This is a genomic window from Leptolyngbya sp. FACHB-671, assembly GCF_014695745.1.
Classification (GTDB): domain Bacteria; phylum Cyanobacteriota; class Cyanobacteriia; order Elainellales; family Elainellaceae; genus JAAUTN01.
Genome location: NZ_JACJOV010000129.1, coordinates 154,026 through 174,089, shown reverse-complemented (window position 1 = coordinate 174,089; position 20,064 = coordinate 154,026). Strand labels below are relative to the sequence as shown.

Annotated in this window: 11 protein-coding genes and 1 pseudogene; 9 read left to right on the top strand and 3 right to left on the bottom strand. The window is 49.3% G+C overall.

Annotation, left to right across the window (positions count from 1 at the left end; all coding sequences use genetic code 11):
- From H6F93_RS19570 to H6F93_RS19540, 7 genes and pseudogenes are all read left to right on the top strand, one after another.
- A pseudogene (locus tag H6F93_RS19570) lies at positions 1–89 on the top strand (IS1 family transposase); the annotation flags it as partial.
- A 48-nt stretch (positions 90–137) separates the two neighbouring features.
- Positions 138–1,511, top strand: coding sequence for an iron uptake porin (locus H6F93_RS19565; RefSeq protein WP_242043529.1), 1,374 nt, complete (start codon positions 138–140; stop codon positions 1,509–1,511).
- A gap of 370 nt (positions 1,512–1,881) precedes the next feature.
- On the top strand, positions 1,882–5,244 hold the full coding sequence (locus H6F93_RS19560; RefSeq protein WP_190684154.1) for a non-ribosomal peptide synthetase: 3,363 nt from the start codon (positions 1,882–1,884) through the stop codon (positions 5,242–5,244).
- Complete coding sequence (locus H6F93_RS19555; protein ID WP_190684151.1) at positions 5,241–11,090, top strand: non-ribosomal peptide synthetase; 5,850 nt, start codon at positions 5,241–5,243, stop codon at positions 11,088–11,090. The genes H6F93_RS19560 and H6F93_RS19555 overlap by 4 nt, the downstream gene beginning before the upstream one ends.
- 17 nt (positions 11,091–11,107) lie before the next feature.
- Positions 11,108–12,232 carry a THUMP domain-containing class I SAM-dependent RNA methyltransferase gene (locus H6F93_RS19550; protein WP_190684148.1) on the top strand — a complete coding sequence of 375 codons (1,125 nt, stop codon included), beginning with the start codon at positions 11,108–11,110 and terminating at the stop codon, positions 12,230–12,232.
- Between the two features lie 91 nt (positions 12,233–12,323).
- Positions 12,324–14,024 carry an NAD(P)/FAD-dependent oxidoreductase gene (locus tag H6F93_RS19545; protein ID WP_524537973.1) on the top strand — a complete coding sequence of 567 codons (1,701 nt, stop codon included), beginning with the start codon at positions 12,324–12,326 and terminating at the stop codon, positions 14,022–14,024.
- A gap of 162 nt (positions 14,025–14,186) precedes the next feature.
- Complete coding sequence (locus H6F93_RS19540; protein WP_242043528.1) at positions 14,187–15,302, top strand: alpha/beta fold hydrolase; 1,116 nt, start codon at positions 14,187–14,189, stop codon at positions 15,300–15,302.
- 181 nt (positions 15,303–15,483) lie between these two features.
- Here the strand turns inward: H6F93_RS19540 and H6F93_RS19535 are convergent, their stop codons facing one another.
- Together H6F93_RS19535 and H6F93_RS19530 are read right to left on the bottom strand one after the other, a co-directional pair.
- On the bottom strand, positions 15,484–15,891 hold the full coding sequence (locus tag H6F93_RS19535) for a helix-turn-helix domain-containing protein (RefSeq protein WP_190684145.1): 408 nt from the start codon (positions 15,889–15,891) through the stop codon (positions 15,484–15,486).
- Positions 15,892–15,897: 6 nt separating this feature from the next.
- Positions 15,898–16,347, bottom strand: a complete 450-nt coding sequence (locus H6F93_RS19530) for an AraC family ligand binding domain-containing protein (protein WP_190684142.1) — start codon at positions 16,345–16,347, stop codon at positions 15,898–15,900.
- A gap of 208 nt (positions 16,348–16,555) precedes the next feature.
- On the opposite strand from H6F93_RS19530, the gene H6F93_RS19525 reads away from it, so the two are divergent.
- On the top strand, positions 16,556–18,253 hold the full coding sequence (locus tag H6F93_RS19525) for an iron uptake porin (protein WP_190684139.1): 1,698 nt from the start codon (positions 16,556–16,558) through the stop codon (positions 18,251–18,253).
- On the opposite strand, the gene H6F93_RS19520 is transcribed toward H6F93_RS19525, so the two are convergent.
- A complete protein-coding gene (locus H6F93_RS19520; RefSeq protein ID WP_190684136.1) occupies positions 18,250–18,582 on the bottom strand; it encodes a helix-turn-helix domain-containing protein in 333 nt (110 codons plus the stop codon). The genes H6F93_RS19525 and H6F93_RS19520 overlap by 4 nt on opposite strands.
- Before the next feature lie 265 nt (positions 18,583–18,847).
- On the opposite strand from H6F93_RS19520, the gene H6F93_RS19515 reads away from it, so the two are divergent.
- Complete coding sequence (locus H6F93_RS19515; RefSeq protein ID WP_190684133.1) at positions 18,848–20,056, top strand: GAF domain-containing sensor histidine kinase; 1,209 nt, start codon at positions 18,848–18,850, stop codon at positions 20,054–20,056.
- The last annotated feature ends 8 nt before the right edge of the window (positions 20,057–20,064 follow it).

The window sequence follows — 20,064 nt, the reverse complement described above, 5'->3', positions numbered from 1 at the left end:
GCTACTCCAAGTCCGTAGAGATGCTGAAGCACTCGGTTCGATTGCTACTTCACTATCTGAAATTTGGAGATGTCCCTGTTCCCGCTTGATTCATACCCTCATCCAGCAACGCCGAATTTTCGGCAGAGCTGGCAACTTTGCGAGGTCGGGTAGATACATTAGAGGCGCGGACGGCCGAACTGGAGGCAAACCAGTTTTCAACCACCACTCGGCTGAATGGAGAAGTGGTTTTGAGCATCGCAGCAGCGGGTGGTGGCTATCCCGGGGGCGATGACTCAGACGCAACACCAAGAATTCTCTCAAACACAGGCGGAGCAGAGGGAAATGATGCTCAGATCGTGTTTAACAACCGGGTGCGGCTCAATCTGACGACCAGCTTCACAGGCAGCGATCTGCTGATTACAGGGTTACAGTCCTACAACTTTGGGGGTGGCTTTGGCAACAGCACGGGCAGCATTCCTGGCACTTTGGGACTGGGCGATCCGATATTTGGCACGGCTAGCAATCTAGGTCTGGCTTACGCTCCGCAGTTTGGCACAACCAATCCCCAGAATCTTTCTAACAGCGGCTCTAATGACATTGACCTGTATAAACTGCTGTACATCTTTCCGGCATTCGGCGATGTAACGCTATTTGTTGGCACTAATGCTGAGGTGACAGATGCGTTTCCGGCGATCGCTCCCTTTGCTAGTGACAGTCAGGGCGCACTTTCTCGGTTTGGCGGCTACAACCCAGCAGTGAGGGTTTCTGGTGGTACATCAGGTACAGGCTTAGCATCAGCGGCAGGATTTATCTGGGATATTGCGGATGGCATCGACCTGCGCGGGTTGTATGGCAGTGTGAATGCCTCATTGCCCAACAACCAAGGATTGACGGGCGGTACACCTCTGGGAGCAGGTTTATTTAATGGCAGCTATGTGTTGGCAACACAGCTCACTCTAACTCCCAGTGATACGCTCAACATTGGGCTGAACTACGCCAACAGTTACCACCAAATCAACATTCTGGGAACGGGGCTGAGTGCGTCTGACATTGGCTCTGTCTTGTTTAACCCCAATGTTGAGCAGTTGGCGGCAGTGGGCGGAAATGAGGTCTTGGCGGTCGCCAACGAAGGCATTCGGCTCAACTCTATTGGTGCAACCGTCAACTGGCAGTTTGCTCCCGGAGTAGACCTGACCCTTTCCGGTGCCTACATCTTTGCTGATCTAGTCGATGTCGATGCCTCAACCAACTTCATTAGCTGGATGGCGGGTCTACACTTCCGGGACATCTTTGGCGAAGGCAACACCGCTGCTCTACTAGTGGGGCAACCCCTGAACCGAGCCTCGGTTGGCGGCGAGGCATACAATCCTGAAAATGCTGACCCGTTTCACCTAGAGGGTTTTATTAACTTCAGGCTCAACGACAACATCAGCATTACTCCCGGTGTGTATGTTGTGTTTGACCCAGAAGGTTACAGCGGCAACAGCACAACAGCTGTAGGAGCCCTGAGAACAACCTTTACGTTCTAGAATCAATGAGACTGACTCAATAAGATCTGCGGCTTCTCCAGAGAAGCCGCAGATCTTAGGGCTCATCTTCGACTTACCTCAGTGCCATTCAATTCAAGACGACTGATTTATGAGAAACACATTTTTCCAATTTGTGCTTCTTGTAAACCCTTTGGAAGTGTTGTGTGGTTGTAGCCAGGCGGGTTTAAGAGAAGGGGGCAGGGCTCAGCCTTGCCCCCTTCTCTCAAGAGGTTAGCGCCTTGGAAGTAAAGATACTCAGAAAAACGCAACAAAAAAAAATACGCCTGCTGCTGAAAATCTATCCTAGAGCATAATTTTTGAGTCGCCTTTTTCCCTAAAACGGAATGAGGCCAAACAGATGCAGGTGTGAATGATCTTAGACCAAACCAATCAGCAGCAGGTTGAGGAAGATATCTTTGTCTTTCCAGCGTCCTTTGCTCAGCAACGCTTGTGGTTTATTGAACAACTGCTTCCTGGCGACTCTCTCTATGTTATTCCAATTGTTCTGCGGCTCACAGGTGTGTTGCAGCGATCGCTCCTCCAGCGCAGCATTCAAGCCATCGTTCAACGCCACGAAAGCCTCAGAACTACGTTTGAGGTCGTCGAGGGGCAACTGGTTCAAGTCGTTGTTTCGCAGGGTTCTGAAGGGGCGATCGCATCTGAACTACAGATGCCCCTTCGGTTAACTGATCTGCGAACATTACCCGCAAATAGCCGTGAAGATGCGGCAATGGCTCAGATTTGGGAGGAAATTCAACAGCCGTTTCACTTACATCAAGGGCCGCTGTTTCGGGTTCGGCTGTGGCAATTGCAGGAAACCGAGCATCTGTTGCTGCTGGCGTTACATCACATTATCTTTGATGAGTGGTCAAGTGGCGTTTTGATTCGAGAATTGGGCGAACTGTACACGGCTTTTGTAGAAGACAAACCGCCTGTGCTGCCCGAACTAACCATTCAATATGCAGACTTTTCTCACTGGCAGCGGCAGTGGTTGCAGGGAGATGTGATCAACGCTCAGTTGCATTACTGGAAGCAGCAATTGAAGGATGTTCCAATTCTCAGCTTGCCGGGTGCAGTGTCTCGTTCAGCAGTGCAGTCTCTAGGGCAAAGACATCAAGGTGCCAGTCAATTGATGGAATTGCCACAGTGGTTGTTGGATGCCCTGGAGGAATTAAGCCAGCAGTTTGGTGTAACCCTATTCATGACCCTGTTAGCAGCATTTCAGACCTTGCTGCATCGTTACAGCGGGCAAACTGACATTGCGGTTGGATCTCCTATTGCTAATCGGCATCGGAGTGAACTAGAAGGCTTGATTGGGTTTCTAGTCAACAGTTTAGTGTTGCGAACCGATTTAGCAGGCAATCCGACCTTTCACGAAATGTTGGAGCGAGTGCGAGATGTTACTTTAGCCGCGTATGCTCATCAGGATTTACCGTTTGAAAAGTTAGTTGAGGAGCTACAGCCCATCCGCAGTCTGGGTCAAAATCCGCTGTTTCAAGTAGTCTTTGCGCTGCAAAACACACCGATGGAGCAACTGGCGTTACCCGGATTAGTCCTTAGTCCAGTGGAGTTAGAAACCAAGACCGCACGTTTTGACCTGGAGCTATATGTCTGGAAGTGCGGAGATAACTTCAGAAGCCTTTGGGGCAAGGGTTGGCAGCAGTCGGACGGGTTGCGTGGGGTAATCGTTTACAACACTGATTTATTTGATTCAGCTACGATCGCATCTCTACGTCATCACTTCCAAACTTTATTAGAAGGAATTGTTGCAAATCTAGAAGCTCCTCTCTCTGCACTACCCTTATTAACAAACACAGAACAGCAGGAGTTGCTGCAACGCTGGCATAGCAATCAGTCTAGTTATCCAGCCAATATTTGTATCCATGAATTATTTGAAGCGCAGGTGAGACAAAGAGCGACTGCGATCGCTCTCCAATTCGGTGATCAACAGTTCACCTACCAGGTATTGAATCAGGGCAGTAATCAACTGGCACGATATTTGCAGCGGCTAGGGGTGAGTGCCGGAACATGTATTGGAATTTGCATGGAAAGCAGTGTGAAAGCGATCGCCTCCATGTTAGCCATATTAAAAGTGGGGGGAGCCTATGTTCCCTTTGATCCTAGTTACCCGTCGGAACGTCTGCACTTCATGATGGAGGATGCTGGAATTACAGTGGTTCTGACGCAAGCAGATTGGGCAGATTCATTGCAAGCAGATAACGTAACGGTTGTTTGTTTGGAGCAGGAATGGAATGCGATCGCCCAAGAGTCTGATGAAAACTTGTCTACTCCTTGCACCTCTGACCAGCTTGCCTACGTGATCTACACCTCTGGTTCAACTGGAACCCCTAAAGGAGTTATGGTGCCACACCAAGCCGTAAATCGGTTGGTGTGTGAGACAAACTACGTACAAATTGAACCGAGCGATCGCATCGCCCAGGTCGCAAACCTTGCCTTTGATGCAGCCACTTTTGAAGTCTGGGGCGCACTTCTGAATGGGGCTCAAATCATTGGGATAGAGCGAGACATCACGCTTTCACCGACTGATTTTGTGAGTGAGTTACAGCAGCAAAACGTGAGTATTTTGTTTCTCACCACTGCCCTGCTGAATCAAACGGTGAGTCAAATTCCAAATGCCTTTCAATCACTCAAATACCTGCTGTTTGGCGGTGAAATGGCGAATGTTGATCGGGTGCGATCGCTACTGGAACACGGCAAACCTCAGCATTTGATTCATGTCTATGGCCCCACCGAAAACACAACCTTTTCTACCGGGTATGAGGTGCAGGATATTCCAGAAAATGCCACCACGATTCCTATTGGTCAGGCGATCGCTAATACTCAGGTATATTTATTGGATGCCCACTTGAAGCCCGTTCCCGCAGGGGTTTCTGGCGAGATTTATCTAGGTGGAGATGGATTGGCAAAGGGATATTTGAATTGTCCAGAGCTGACAGCAGAGCGGTTTGTTGCTAGTCCATTTGGCAGACGTGGAGAAGAAACTCCTAACTCCCAACCCCCTGCTCCTAATCCCCAACTCTACAAAACTGGCGATCGCGCCCTTTATCGTTCCGATGGCAATCTTGAGTTTTTAGGAAGAACCGACCATCAGATTAAGATTCGTGGATTTCGGGTGGAGTTGGGGGAAATTGAGATGGCGATCGCTCGCCATCCAACCGTGCAAACGGCAGTGGTAATCGTGCGTGAGCAAAACGGGGATCCACAAAACCGTCAGTTGATTGCCTATGTGGTACCTAAAGCAATAATACTAACTGAACGAGAGTTGCGATCGTTTCTCAAGCAGAAATTACCGAGCTATATGATTCCTGCTGCATTTGTGGTGATGGATACGCTTCCACTCACTGCCAATGGCAAAGTTGATCAGAAAGCATTGCCTTCACCAGAACTGACCGTGACCAGGGAACCTTCCGTTTCCCCTACTACTTCCCTAGAAGCAGCTCTAGTAGAACTCTGGACTCAGCTTCTAGGGCGGAAAGTCGGCATTCACGACCATTTCTTTGAACTGGGGGGACACTCCCTGTTAGCGACTCAGCTTGTTTCCCGAATTCGCGATCGCTTTCAAGTAGAATTGCCGCTCCGCAACATCTTTGAAACACCCACAATCGCCGAATTAGCACAACAGATTGAGTCACTGAGCCAGGAAGCAACACTACCTAATTTGCATTACGGTCAACCATCAGATTCGCAACGACGTGAGGAAGTAGAGTTATGACCCAGAGTACAATTGCTGAGTTTGTTTCTCATCTCAAGAGCCTAGATATACAGCTATTGATCGAGGGCAAACAAAACACTTCCTTAGATGAAACTCGTTTGCGTTGCAATGCCCCAGCAGGAACCCTAACCCCTGAATTGCGCCAAGAATTAGCTAATCGCAAAGCCGAACTGGTTTCCTATCTACAAGAAAAGGTAGAGGATAAAGAGAAGGCACAAGCTAAAAAAAACTCATTTCCCTCTATTACTCCTACACCCTACACCTCTACACCCCTACACCCCACTCTCCTATCCTTTGCCCAACAACGTCTATGGTTTTTATATCAACTCACTCCCAATAGCCCCTTTTACAATGTGCCTGCTGCCATCCGTTTAATTGGGAAACTGGATCAGACGGCGTTGGAGCGATCGTTTCAAGAAATTGTGCGTCGCCATGCAGCCCTTCGCACCACTTTTACAACAGTGAACGGACAACCCGCTCAAGTGGTTGAGCCAGATGTCAAAGTTGAGTTATCGGTCGTGAATTTGCACACGGTCGCCAGTAGTGAGCGGGAACGCATCAGCCAGCAGTTGGCTACAACTGAAGCCCAACGTCCATTTAACCTGACGACCGATCCGCTACTGCGAATCACGCTGTTGAAATTTGACCCCACTGAGGCAGTTTTGTTGCTGACGATGCATCACATTGTTGCTGATGGTTGGTCGTTGGGAGTTTTGATTCGAGAATTGGGCTATTTCTACACTGCATTTGTAGAGGGGCGATCGCCTCTCCTACCTCCCTTACCGATTCAATACCCTGATTTTGCTGACTGGCAGCGTCAATGGCTACAGGGAGAGGTATTAGAAAAACAACTCACCTATTGGCGCAAGCAATTACACGATTTGCCAGCATTAGAATTACCTCAAGATCGTCCCCGTCCTGCCGTTCAGACCTACCAGGGTGCAACCTATCCGCTACACATTTCTCCGGCTCTCACTCAAGCGCTAGAAGCTTTGAGTCAGCAATCCGGCGTTTCTTTGTTTATGACTCTGCTAGCAGCGTTTCAAACGTTGCTCTATCGCTATACAGGGCAAGAAGATATTGCGGTTGGTTCTCCCATTGCTAACCGTCATCGTAGTGAGTGGGAGGGACTGATTGGCTTTTTTGTAAATAGCCTGGTGTTGCGATCGGATCTGTCAGGTCGTCCTACTTTTCGTGAATTGCTGGAGCGGGTGCGAACCGTTGCCCTGGAAGCTTATGAGCATCAGGACTTACCGTTTGAGAAGTTAGTAGAAGAGTTAGATCCCGATCGCGATCTCAGCCGCAATCCTTTGTTTCAAATTGCCTTTGCGCTGCAAAATGCTCCGATGCAGCCGTTAGAATTGCCAGAGTTGAAGTTAGAACCTGCCCCTTTAGAGTCAAGTAGCACCCGATTTGATCTGGAGGTTCATCTGTGGGAACCCGCCCACGGACTGAGAAGCGTTTGGCAATCGCAGGAGGGCTTGAGTGGCTTCATTGTTTACAGTACCGACTTGTTCGAGCGTGACAGAATCGAGCGCCTGGTCGGGCATTTTCAAACCTTACTGGAAGGCATTGTTGCTAATCCTGATGTTCGGCTGTCAGATCTGCCTTTGCTTACACCCACAGAACGTCAACAGATTGTAGTTGAATGGAATCGATCCCCCCTAGTCCCCCTTGAGAGGGGGGAAACCGGAAGCAGAGAATTCTCCCTTCTCAAGGAAATCGGAGGCTCGGAAGTCCTCCTTTCTAAGGGGAGTTTAGGGGGATCAATACAGGAATCCTGCTTCCATCATCTCTTTGAAGCACAGGTGAAATCTACTCCAGAAGCGATCGCTTTGATCTCAGAACAGGAATCACTCACCTACGCAGAACTCAACCAGAAAGCTGATCAACTGGCGCAAACTTTGAAGAATTTGGGGGTTAAACCTGACTCTCTAGTTGGGCTGTGTGTCGATCGCTCTGCCGATATGGTGATTGGGATTCTAGGAATCCTCAAGGCGGGGGGAGCTTATGTGCCACTTGACCCAAATTATCCAAGCGATCGCCTCCACTTCATGTTGACCGACACACAAGTTTCAATTGTGTTGACGCAATCCTGGTTAGTGGAAAAGCTACCCGCATCGCAGGCACAGATATTTTGCCTGGATCAGACTAATTTTTCTACCTGTGATAGTCCCCTTGATCAGGTCACTCCTGAGCATCTTGCTTATGTAATCTACACTTCGGGTTCCACAGGCAAACCAAAAGGAGTTCTGCTTTCTCATCGGGGTTTATGTAACGTGGTTGAGGCGCAACGGCAACTGTTTCACCTATCCCGCGACAGCCGCATTTTGCAATTTAGCTCTTTGAGTTTTGATGCCTCCGTGTTTGAGATTGCTTTGGCGATCGCCTCGGGTGGCACGTTATATATTCCCCCTAAGTCTGCTCAATTACCAGGAACGCCGCTGGTGCAGTTTCTCCAAGACAATGCAATCACCCACGCTCTCCTCACTCCAGCAGTGTTGGCAGTTCTCCCCTTTGCAGAACTTCCTGACCTTCAGGTACTTATTACGGGTGGGGAAGCCTGCTCCAGTCAAGTAGTCGATCGCTGGGCAGCAAATCATCGCTTCTTCAACGCCTATGGACCGACTGAAACTACCATTTGGGCAACCGTTGCTCAACTTTATCCTGGTGATTATCCACTCACGATTGGTCGTCCCATTTCCAATACCCAAGTATATATTCTAGATGCGGACTTAAATCCTGTTCCTGTAGGTATTCCGGGCGAGTTATACATTGGTGGAATGGGATTGGCACGAGGTTATCTGAATCGTCCAGAATTGACTGCTGAAAGGTTTATTGATAGTCCATTCTTAGCGTGTGAGGGGGAAACTTCTAACCCCCAATCCCTAATCCCTAGTCCCCAGCTCTACAGGACAGGCGATCGCGCCCTCTATCGTCCTGATGGAACCATTGAATTCCTGGGTCGAATCGATAACCAGATCAAAATTCGAGGGTTTCGGGTAGAGTTGGGTGAAATCGAAGCAACCTTACAACGCCATCCAGCAATTCAAGATGCGGTGGTGTCTGCCTCTAGTAATTCATCCAACCAGCGCCTAGTTACCTACTTCAGCCTTGATCGCCAACACCTTCAAAAGTCCCTTCAACAACCCCTCCAAACTCAACACCTCCAACACTGGCAAACCCTCTACAACCAAACCTACCAACCCTCAACCTCTGATCCCCAACCCCCAACCCCCAACTCCCAATTCAACATTACTGGTTGGAACAGTAGCTACACCGGGGAACCCATTCCTCTAGAGCAAATGCAAGAGTGGGTGGGCGATCGCGTCCAGCAAGTTCTTGCCCTGAAACCCAAACGAGTGTTAGAAATTGGCTGCGGCACCGGATTACTGCTTTTTCAAATTGCGCCTCACTGTCAGCAGTATGTGGGAACAGATTTCTCAACCGTTTCCCTGGAATCAATTCAGCATCAGTTAGAAACTCTTGATCTGCCCCAAGTTGAACTGCTGCACCGCACTGCGACTGACTTTGAGGGGATTGATCTAGAATCCTTTGATGTAGTGATTTTGAATTCGATTGTGCAGTATTTTCCTAGCGCAGACTATTTGATGCAAGTGTTGGAGGAAGCGCTTCAGAGGGTCGCAATTGGGGGCGTGTTGTTTGTGGGTGATGTGCGAAGTCTGCCGCTGTTAAAGGCATTTCATACCTGGGTAAAGTTCAGTCAGGCAGATGACGGAATGGAGCGATCGCGCCTTCAGCAGCAGGTGGAGCGATCGCACTTTGAGGAACCCGAACTAGCAATTGATCCGGCACTTTTTTACGCCTTACAGGATAGATTTCCTCAAATTCAGCAGGTGCAGATTCGTCTCTCACGCGGTCATAGCCAGAATGAGATGACGCAGTTTCGCTACAACGTTTTGCTGCACATAGAGCAATCTCAGGGCGATCGCCAATTGTCCAGATCTGCGGCTTCTCAAAGAAGTCGCACTGAACACCTACACGATTGGAAGCGTGATCCAATCACGGTTGAAGCAGTTCAAAAGTGTCTGATCGAGAGTGAACTAGAGATACTTCTAATCACCAACGTGACTAATAGTCGGGTGAATGCAGCGGTCAAAACGGTGAACTGGCTCTGCGATCAAACCTCTCCAAAAACAGTGGGACGAATGCGGGAGATATTGCAAGATTCTACGGAACTGGCGATCGCTCCTCAAGACTGGTGGAATCTAGAAACTGTTTTGCCCTACACCGTAGAGATTACCTGGTCAGAGCAAACCCACACCGGAGATTATGATGTGCTGTTGGTTCGGCATGGCGTTGATGCAACGGTTGATTCTAATTCTCAACTATTCAACCAGCCCTGGAATCACTACACGAACGATCCGCTTCAGTCGTCTTTTGCCCGACAACTCATTCCAGAACTGCGTCAATTTTTGAGAAAAACTCTGCCAGATTACATGGTGCCCTCGGTCTTTGTGCCGTTAGAAACACTACCTTTGACAGCTAGTGACAAAGTTGATCGGCGTGCCCTTCCAGTTTTGGATGAAGATTTCACTCACTCAGCAAGCCCAGCAAACTCACCATCCACACCTACGGAAACAACTCTGATTGAGATTTGGAAGGAACTGTTGCAGCTTAAACAAGTGAGTACTCATGACAACTTTTTTGAGTTGGGTGGGCATTCCCTCTTAGCTACGCAAATGACCTCTCGTGTTCGAGATGCTTTTGGGCTAGAACTGCCTCTGAAATATGTGTTTGAAGCTCCTACGATCGCCCAATTGGCTTCTGTCCTCGAAACACGCAATACTCCTTCTACTTCCCATGCTCCTCCATTAGTCCGGCTGGATCGGTCTGCCTATCGTCGCAAGCGATCGCCATCACTCAACGGCACTTCCCAGCCCTCTCAAGACTTGCCTAAAAGTGCTCCTCCTGACAGCAATTCGATTGCAGTTGCTAATCCTGTTCCACCATCCCGATCGCCTCTGGTTCCCTTAACCCTAGGGGGAAATAAGCAACCTTTCTTCTGTGTGCATCCGATGTTTGGAGTGGTGTTTCCCTATCTGGAATTGGCGCATCAGTTAGAGAGTATTGCGGAGCAGTTTCCTGAATGGGGCGATCGCAGTTTTTATGGTCTTCAACCTATGGGGCTGGATGGCAAATCTGCTCCGCTAAACCGGATTGAAGCGATCGCTACTTCCTACATTCAAGCAATTCAGGCGTTGCAACCGCAGGGCCCTTACTTCTTGGGTGGCTGGTCATTTGGGGGATTGGTTGCCTTTGAGATGGCACAACAATTAACTCAGGCAGGTCAGGAGGTTGGACTTCTGGCAATTCTAGATACTCCTGCCCCTTCTAATCAACTTTCTCTGGGCCAAAGTCTCAAGTTCCTATTAGGAACTGCCCTCTGGTCTACACTGCCCTTTTTGCTGGACTATGGTTCTCTTGCAGCAAATCGGTTGCAATCGTGGCATCCCTGGTTTGCTCGTTGGCAACAATCTGATGCCTCTAGCACTGCGTTTCGGGCGATCGCTCGTCTCCTGCCAGAAGAGTCCCGTTTACAGCTGTTGAATGAGTCTGCAATTCAATCCCTGCTGCCGATCGTTTATGCCAACAGTCAGGCAGCCTATCGATATGTGCCAAAACCTTACCCTAATCGGATTACTCTGTTTAGAGCGGTTGAACAACCGGATGCCATTAGGGATGAGCCATCTTTGGGTTGGAATGCATTGACGAGCGACATTCAACTGCACCAGGTACCAGGCAATCATTTATCATTGCTGAAACAGCCCCATGTGCAAACCCTGGCTCAACAACTGGGGCAATGTTTGTCATGTGCGACATAGTTCAGCGGTGAGTCAGGATGAATCAGTATTTTGCAACGGTGGCAAACGGTCTAGAACCACTCATCGTTGAAGAATTGGAGCGATTGGGGGCACATTCCGTTAAACCAGGGTTTCGTGGGGCTGCTTTTGAGGGCGATCGCACCCTCCTCTACCGCGTTAACCTGTGGGCGAGACTTCCATTTCGCATTCTGATGAAGCTACACCAGTTTCCTTGCCAGAGTGCAGACGACTTGTATCGATGCATCCAAAGCATCGACTGGTCAGCCTATCTCACCCCTGATTTAACACTTGCCGTAGACGCAACGGGTAAAACGGAGCAACTTAACCACACTCACTTTACGGCGCTTCAAGTTAAGAATGCGATCGTTAACCAGCAGCAGGAAATGTTTGGCGATCGCTCCAGCGTAGAACTGCAAGAACCCGATGTGCGAATCAATGTGCATCTCGATCGCGATGGTTGCACGGTCAGTCTAGACAGTTCGGGAAACAGCCTGCATCGTCGGGGCTACCGTCCTGCGGTTGGAGCCGCCCCGTTAAAGGAATCATTAGCAGCAGCGTTAATTCAGCTTTCGGGCTGGCAATCGGAGCAAATGTTTTATGACCCGCTCTGTGGCTCTGGAACCTTACCTCTGGAAGCCTGTCTCAAGTCATTAAACATTGCGCCAGGGCTGTTTCGAGAGCGGTTTGGGTTTGAAACCTGGCTTGACTGTGACCGCGACCTGTTAGACCACCTGATTCAAGAGGCAAAATCTAGCCAAAAAGAGGCACTTCCCGCACCAATTTGGGGCAGCGATCGCGATCCACAGGTGATTGAGCAGGCGATCGCCAATGCCCAAAACTGCGGCGTATCTGACCAAATTTGGTTTTCTGAAATGGAGCTTATTGATGTAGTCGCTCCGACCGATAGCGGCGTGGTGTTCTGCAATCCGCCCTATGGAGAAAGGCTGGGACGCGACAGCGACCTGGGAGCCTTCTACAAACAGCTAGGCGACGTTTTGAAACAGCGCTTCAAAGGCTGGACTGCTTTTATCTTGAGTGGCAACAAAGAACTTGCTCAGGCGATCGGGCTAAAGTCAAGTCAGCGAATCCCTGTGTACAATGGAACGTTGCCCTGCCAGTTAATGAAATATGAGCTTTACTAAAGATCTAGACTAGACATTATACAGACTCCGTTTCGGAAAGAAGCACTCTTTGGTGTACGGGCGAAGCATTCGGCAAAAAAATTGTGCTTCAGTGACAGAGATTGTGACCGAATGCTTCGCCCCTACCGCTACCGCTATTCCTAGCAACCCACGCCATCCATTCATGCTCCGACTCACCGAAGTAAAACTGCCGCTCGACCACCCCGAAGAGGCAATTCAAACTGCGATTCTGAAAAAACTACAGATCACGTCCGCCGAGCTAATCCGCTATTCCATCTTTAAGCGCAGCTATGACGCTCGTAAAAAAGGGAATGTTGTTTTTGTTTACATTTTGGACGTAGAAACCACTCAGGAAAAGCGGCTGCTCCAGCGGTTCAAAAAAGACCCGCACGTCATGCCCACGCCCGATACGCGCTATCGCTATGTGGCAAAGGCTGGTGAGGGGGCGATCGCATCTACCTATCGTCCCATCGTAATCGGGGCAGGACCCTGTGGTATCTTTGCGGGGCTGCTGCTGGCGCAAATGGGGCTGCGACCGCTGATTTTAGAACGAGGCAAGCCTGTTCACGATCGCTCTGTGGATACCTTTGGCTTTTGGAGCAAGCGAAAGTTTAACCCAGAATCTAACGCACAATTTGGGGAAGGTGGAGCAGGCACCTTTTCTGACGGCAAACTCTACAGCCGTGTCAAAGATGCCAATCATCACGGGCGAAAAGTGCTTGAAGAACTGGTGAATGCCGGAGCCTCACCCGAAATCCTCTACGTCAACAAACCCCACATTGGCACTTACCGACTCGTCAAGATTGTCGAGAACATGCGTCGCACAATCGAATCTCTGGGTGGTGAAATTCGCTTTCAAAGCCGGGTAGAAAAGATTGACGTTGAGCAAAAAGGTGAGAGGCAGGTACGCGGCGTAGTCCTGGCAAATGGGGAGTACATCCGCACCGAACACGTCGTCTTGGCAGTGGGGCACAGCGCCCGCGATACCTTTGAGATGTTGCATCAGCAGGGCGTTTATATTGAACCCAAGCCTTTCTCAGTTGGGTTTCGGGTTGAGCATCCTCAGTCCATCATCGACCAGTGCCGACTGGGATCGCAGGCAGGTCATCCGATGTTAGGAGCAGCCGACTATCAGTTAGTGCATCACTGTTCAAATGGGCGATCGGTCTATAGCTTCTGTATGTGTCCGGGGGGGCAAGTCGTAGCGGCAACCTCAGAAGTGGGGCGAGTCGTCACAAACGGCATGAGCCAGTACGAGCGCAGCGGCAAAAACGCAAACAGCGGCATTGTGGTTGGCATCACCCCAGACGATTATCCAGGCAGCCCCTTAGCCGGAATGGAGTTTCAGCGTCGCCTGGAAGAGCGGGCCTTTGAACTGGGCGGCTGCACCTATGAGGCTCCGGGACAACTAATAGGTGACTTTTTGGCTCAGCAGCCTTCTACCACTCTCGGCAGCGTAAAGCCTTCCTATCGACCAGGCGTGCATCTGTGCGACCTTAGCCCTAGCTTGCCGGATTATGCGATCGCCGCCATCCGCGAAGCCATCCCTGCCTTCGACAAGCAAATCAAAGGGTTTGCTATGCACGATGCTGTTCTAACCGGAGTTGAAACTCGCACCTCCTCCCCCATTCGGATCAAACGCAAAGACGATTATCAGAGCCTCAACACGCATGGACTGTATCCGGCTGGGGAAGGAGCCGGATACGCCGGAGGCATTCTTTCGGCTGGAATCGACGGCATCAAGGTCGCCGAAGCTGTCGCCCTCAGCCTGCTGCATCAAAAAGTAAGTTGAGTGCGGAAGTTACGCTCAAATACGGTTGGATTGCTGTCAAAACTGCTGACGGACATAAACAACCTTGGAGCGATCGCAGGTTCTAACTTCAGACGGTTACATAAGCGTTGCCTTTCCACCTAATCTCGGCTTGTATCATCGCCGTAAAAGAGTGATTACGCCATGCTCATGCCCCTCGATTTTCTCTTGCGCTGGCTGTCTAGTTTACTGACGATCGCGTTTCTGGGTAGTGCAGGATATATTCTGTATCAGTGGTACGAGGGAGAACTGGTGAGCGATCGCTGGCTCATCCTGGGTGTAGTCATGTTGCTCTGGTCATTTCTCGGGTTTTTACCCATTCTGCTGCTGCGCCGCGCCGGTCGAGATGAACCCAAACCCATTCGTAGCAATCGAACGCAGCAACTCGTCCGTCCTGATGGCAGCGAAATTCACGTTGAGTTTTACGGTCCTGACCAAGCTCCCACTCTGATTTTGACGCACGGTTGGGGTCCAGATAGCCTGGTTTGGTACTATGCCAAGAAGCAACTGACCGACCAGTTTCGTGTCATCGTGTGGGATCTGCCAGGTTTGGGCAAATCCAAAAAGCCCAAAAACCGCGACTATTCCCTGGAAAAATATGCCCGCGACCTGGAAGCTGTTCTCAACTTGGCAGGAGATCAACCAGTCGTCTTGTTGGGGCACAGCATGGGAGGTATGATCCTGCTGACGTTCTGCCGCTTGTTTCCACAGCATTTGAGACGACGAGTGGCTGGCTTAATTGTTGTAGATGCCACCTATACCAATCCCCTGAGAACAACCATCCTCAGCAAACTGTTGTTAGCCTTGCAGAAGCCTTTGCTAGAACCGTTGTTGTATCTGGCGATCGCCCTTTCCCCCTTACTCTGGGTCACCAGTTGGCTAAGTTATTTGAATGGATTTACATTATTGACTACTGAGATTTCTGGATTTACAGGCAGAGAAACGCGAGGGCAACTTAACTTCTCCACCCTAATCGGACTGAAAGCAGCTCCTGGCATATTGGCCCGAGGAACGCTGGCAATGCTGAGATTTCATGAGGCGGAAACATTACCTCAAATCTCTGCTCCAACCCTGGTAGTGGTGGGCGAATCCGACATTGCTACCCGACCCTTTGCCAACCAGCGCATCAGCCAGGATGTGCCGCAAGCCAAACTCGCTGTCTTGTCTCCTGGTGGGCACATGGGTCTAATGGAGCGCAATCAGCAGTTTGCAGAAGTAGTTCGGTCATTTAGTGCGACTTGTTTGGAATTAAGACGGTGAGTTCCAGTAGAGAACCATTTTCGCCAGATCAGACAAGCCAAACATCGGGGTGCCCTTCTATTTGCCCTGCTAGGAGTAGGGTTTGCGGCTTGGGGCTTGGCGCAACCAGAACAACCCAAAAAGATTTGAAAAGTTAAGTTGAGCAGTACTCAGAGCTACATGACTTGAGCCACAGGAAGGATCAAGATATCGCGTGGGAGGTTGTTTTTCTACACACTGTTGTTTCCCTATAATTACCAGGAGTCACCCCAACGCGCCGTTTGAACTGCCAGCCAAAATGGCTTTGATCGTAAAATCCCGTGAGGGATGCAACTGTGGCGATCGCCATTCCTTCTGTCAAGAGTTTTTTGGCATAGCTGATCCGGAGTTGAGTTTGATAAGCAGTGAGTGATAAACCAATTTCCTGACGAAACACACGACTCAGATGGAAGCGACTTAACCCAGCAAGCTCAGACAACTGATCGAGCGTAACATCTGTAGCAAAGTGAGCATGAAGGTAGTCACACACTTGTTTAATCGCAGTTCTGGTTGACGACAGGGGAGAGCCTACAAGACGGTTTTCAGCGTAGTTCGTCAGCAGGTAAGACAAAAAATCTCAGAGATTTGTGTCTCGTTCTAACTGCGATTGCAGGTCGGTCTTTTGCTGTAATGTGATAAACAGTTGGTTGAGTTGAGGGTCAGCCAGATAGATATCTGGAAAAAAGGGTGAAATCTCTGGCGCAGCTAGATCAGCAGATGCAGCTTGAAACCATTTTGGATGGATAGTCATCATCCAGAATGTAATGGGCTCTGGAAGAAAGGTGCGATCGCTTGGTGCATGAACTTCACCCGAATGGATAATACTCATACTGGCGATCGGAATATCATGGGATGCGCCTCGATAGTGGTATTGACCTGCACAATCAAAACTTAAACCAAACTGATATTCCTCGTGGCAGTGCTTGGGCAAAGGTTCTACTGTACCTGCGGTATAGCAGTATTGCTCTAGCAAGACACCATCTGACTGCCATGCTTGAACTGAAATGTCTGCTGCTTTTGCTTTCATAGGCAATGATGCGATCGCAATCTACGACATCTTAAGCCAAAGCAAAGCGATCGTATGACGAGTTCTTGCTCAAAAGTGAAGTCTTGCTCCGCTGCTGACGAACTTGAAGGCAAGAGCTGACGAAACAGCCTCACTTCGCAAGAATCGATGAGACAGAACGTAAAACCGTACCTAAAATCTATCTCAACGTTTTGCGCTTGAACGCAGTATGACAAAAACTCAACTCACTACACAATTCACTTTGCCACAAGTAATAGGAATCAGCTTCATTACGGTTTTTATCGCTTTTCCTGCCCAGGCAAAGAACTTGGAGAATGGACAGAAGCAAGTTCAATCGGTTAGTGTCACTCACAGAGCTGATGAAACGAACGAAACTGATGAGCAGACAAGCTTTGATATTCCTGTTTTGAAGAATTCTACAGAGAACGGTGAGTTAGTGGGTCAAGTCACTTCTGTTAATCAACTGTCGGACGTGCAGCCTACAGATTGGGCGTTTCAAGCACTTCAGTCTTTAGTAGAACGATACGGGGCGATCGCTGGATACCCCGATGGCATCTATCGCGGTAACCGAGCAATAACCCGTTATGAGTTCGCGGCGGGTTTGAACGCTGCGCTCGATCGCATTAATGAACTGATCGCTGCTGGTTTAGCAGATGCGGCAACGGGTGAAGACCTGGAAACAATTCAACGGTTACAAGAAGAGTTTGCTTCAGAATTAGCAGTTTTGCGAGGACGAGTTGACACCCTAGAAGCGCAAACCGCTACCGTCGAAGCCAATCAATTTTCCACAACGACTCGACTGGCCGGGCAAGCCATTTTTGCCGTGAATGCGGGTGGTTTTGAAGGCGAAAACCTGCTCAGCCCAAGCGGAGCAATCTTTAGACAGCAAGACCCAAATGCAACGTTTATCTATCGGGTTAACTTGGACTTAAACACCAGTTTTACGGGAACCGATTTGTTGAGAGTCCGGATAGATACAGGAAGTGGTGGTCCTAATGATAATGCAGGAGGATTTTTAGAACCTAACTTTGGCAGTACCTTAGACTTTTCGGCTAAACCTCCTAGCAATGGTAATTTTGGGCTGGGTCGTCTGTACTACACCTTTAGTCCACTAGAACATGTGGCGGTTTCTATTGGTCCGAATATTCGCACCACCGACTACATTGATCGAAACAGCTATGCTAACCTTAGCTTTCGCGACTTTAGCACCTTAGCGTTAACCAATAATTATGTTTTATTTCCCGTCAATGGACCCAGTGCGGGTGCCGCTATAGATTGGAACGTTGGAGATAGCCCATTTACCATCCGAGCCTTGTATGCTGCCGCTGATGCAGGTAATCCAACCGACCAGGGTATTTTACGGGGAACTGCCCCTTTCACTTCACTGCTCTATCCAGGCAATACCTCAGCTACCGCAGATAGGGGCGATCGCGGTTTCTTTGGCGATACCCATCAAGGCATGGTTGAACTAGAATACGCCCCTTCTTCGACGCTGGCGTTACGAGTGCAATATAGTGGCGGTCGCATCTTTGATCAATCTTTTGATGCGGTTGGGGTGAATGCAGAAGTGGCGATCGCCCCCTGGCTGGCGCTATTTGGACGATATGGATACAGCCAATATCGCGATACCGCATTTGGCGAGATTGAACCTAACTACTGGATGGTAGGCATTGCCTTTCCTGATTTGCTGCAAGAGGGAAACTTAGCCGGGCTTGCAATCGGTCAACCCTTCATTGCCACTGAAATTGGTAATGCAACTCAAACTAACCTGGAAGCCTTCTATCGATTTGCAATTAGTGACAATATTCAAATCACACCTGTGATCCAAGTTGTGAATGATCCTGCAAATCGCAGTGAGAATGGCACCGTTGTCACCGGTACCGTGCGAACCACTTTTTCCTTCTAAACTGATGAATTTCGATAGGCTTTGGGAGATGTTCCAGCCAGATTGCGGAAGTGTTTTGCTAGATGAGTCTGATTTGCAAAACCGCACTCCAGGGCAATTTCAGCAATCGATAGTTCGCTTTGTTTTAACAATTGCTTGGCACACTCTACACGCTGCTGCAAAACATACTGATAGAGAGAGATTCCCATTGACTGTTTAAACAAGTGACTGAGGTAATATCGACTAATACCAATACGGTTGGCAATCGCCTCTAGCGAAATTTCCTCACTCAGATGCTCTTGAATGTAATCTAGCGTTTGTTTCACTACACTCAGCGGCAACTCATTCATTATTAATTTGCCTAAAAAGATAAACGAATTTTTGAATGCTTGATCTACTCATAGGTTCCATCTGCTCTCCATTTGCTCAACCTATGAGAAGTTTAGTGAGATCAGCGTTAAACGTCGCTGTCTGAACGTTTGATTAAGTTTAGACAAAAGGCTAAATTTAATCTGAACTGAGGGTAGGGGTGTGAGTGGGGGGCTAAGGCGAGTTCCTGTAATAATGATTTTTAGAACCCATTGCCATCGCCAGCATCACATTCCTTAGCCTTGTATGTCTCAAAATGCTTCTGAAAGTAGCGTTCAATCCTCTGAAGAGGCGACACCCTATCGGTTTGAGCAGCTTGCTAAAGCAAATGCCGTACTCAAGAAAACTTTAGATATTCTGGCTAGCGAACCGGAACTCGACACCGCTTTGGGTCATGTGCTGCGTGTCATGACCGAGTGCTTGGGTTCACCGTCTGCGGCTCTGTGGTTGGCTACTCCAGATTCAGATGCCTTTCATGTGCATCTAGCCTATTACAAGGGTGAGGTGTTTGAGGCTACACCAGATGGTAAACAACTGCCAGGGCCCTGGCCACAGGGGCACGATCTGACCTGGAAAACCCATATCTGCGATCGCCATCCTACCATTTACGACGTTGAAACTGCACCAGAACTAACTCCTCGGCAACGTCAGTTTATGCAGCATTTAGGCGCAAAAACCCTGTTGGGAGTGCCGTTGCTGTTGCGAAACGAGATCATTGGCAGCTTTACCCTCCGATTCATGGAACGGCGAGAGTTTCAAGCCGATGATCTGGAACTCATGCAAGCTCTGGCGCACTACGCTACTTTGGCGATTCAGTTATTACGAATGGCAGAGCGCGATCGAGAAGCTGCCATTCTAGAAGAACGCAATCGCTTAGCGAGAGAAATCCACGACACGCTGGCGCAAGCATTTACTGGAATCTCGATTCAACTGGGAGTGGCAAAGTGGCTGTTGCAGCGAGACCCTACTGCTGTAGCTGAAATCATCGATCGGGTTGAAAGCTTGACCCAAAGCGGCTTAGCAGAAGCACAGCGATCGGTATGGGCACTTCGTCCTCATGATAAGGAATATGCAGATCTGGCACAGCAGTTGGCTAGCAGTGTTGAGCAAATCGGCACAGGCTCACCGATCCAAATCGATCTGCAGATTGTGGGTACGCCTCGGTTGCTCTCTCCAATCATTGGAAAAAATATGTTGCGGATTAGTCAAGAGGCGATGACTAACACATTGAAACACGCTCAAGCAACCACACTTCGGATTAAACTCACGTATGAAGAGGCGATCGCTGAATTGTGTGTACAGGACAACGGGCGGGGCTTTTTGCCCGATGTGGATACGGGTGGATTTGGATTGATTAGTATGAGTGAGCGGGCCGATCGCATCGCTGGGCAACTGACCATTCATAGTCAACCGGGACAGGGCACAGAGATCTGTATTCAAGTTGCTGTGAATTAGGAGAATAA

Coding starts and splice junctions, on each gene's coding strand:
- H6F93_RS19550 (WP_190684148.1), top strand. CDS start 11,108: ATGAATCAGTATTTTGCAACGGTGGCAAACGGTCTAGAACCACTCATC.
- H6F93_RS19520 (WP_190684136.1), bottom strand. CDS start 18,582: ATGAATGAGTTGCCGCTGAGTGTAGTGAAACAAACGCTAGATTACATT.
- H6F93_RS19525 (WP_190684139.1), top strand. CDS start 16,556: ATGACAAAAACTCAACTCACTACACAATTCACTTTGCCACAAGTAATA.
- H6F93_RS19560 (WP_190684154.1), top strand. CDS start 1,882: ATGATCTTAGACCAAACCAATCAGCAGCAGGTTGAGGAAGATATCTTT.
- H6F93_RS19540 (WP_242043528.1), top strand. CDS start 14,187: ATGCTCATGCCCCTCGATTTTCTCTTGCGCTGGCTGTCTAGTTTACTG.
- H6F93_RS19555 (WP_190684151.1), top strand. CDS start 5,241: ATGACCCAGAGTACAATTGCTGAGTTTGTTTCTCATCTCAAGAGCCTA.
- H6F93_RS19530 (WP_190684142.1), bottom strand. CDS start 16,347: ATGAAAGCAAAAGCAGCAGACATTTCAGTTCAAGCATGGCAGTCAGAT.
- H6F93_RS19515 (WP_190684133.1), top strand. CDS start 18,848: ATGTCTCAAAATGCTTCTGAAAGTAGCGTTCAATCCTCTGAAGAGGCG.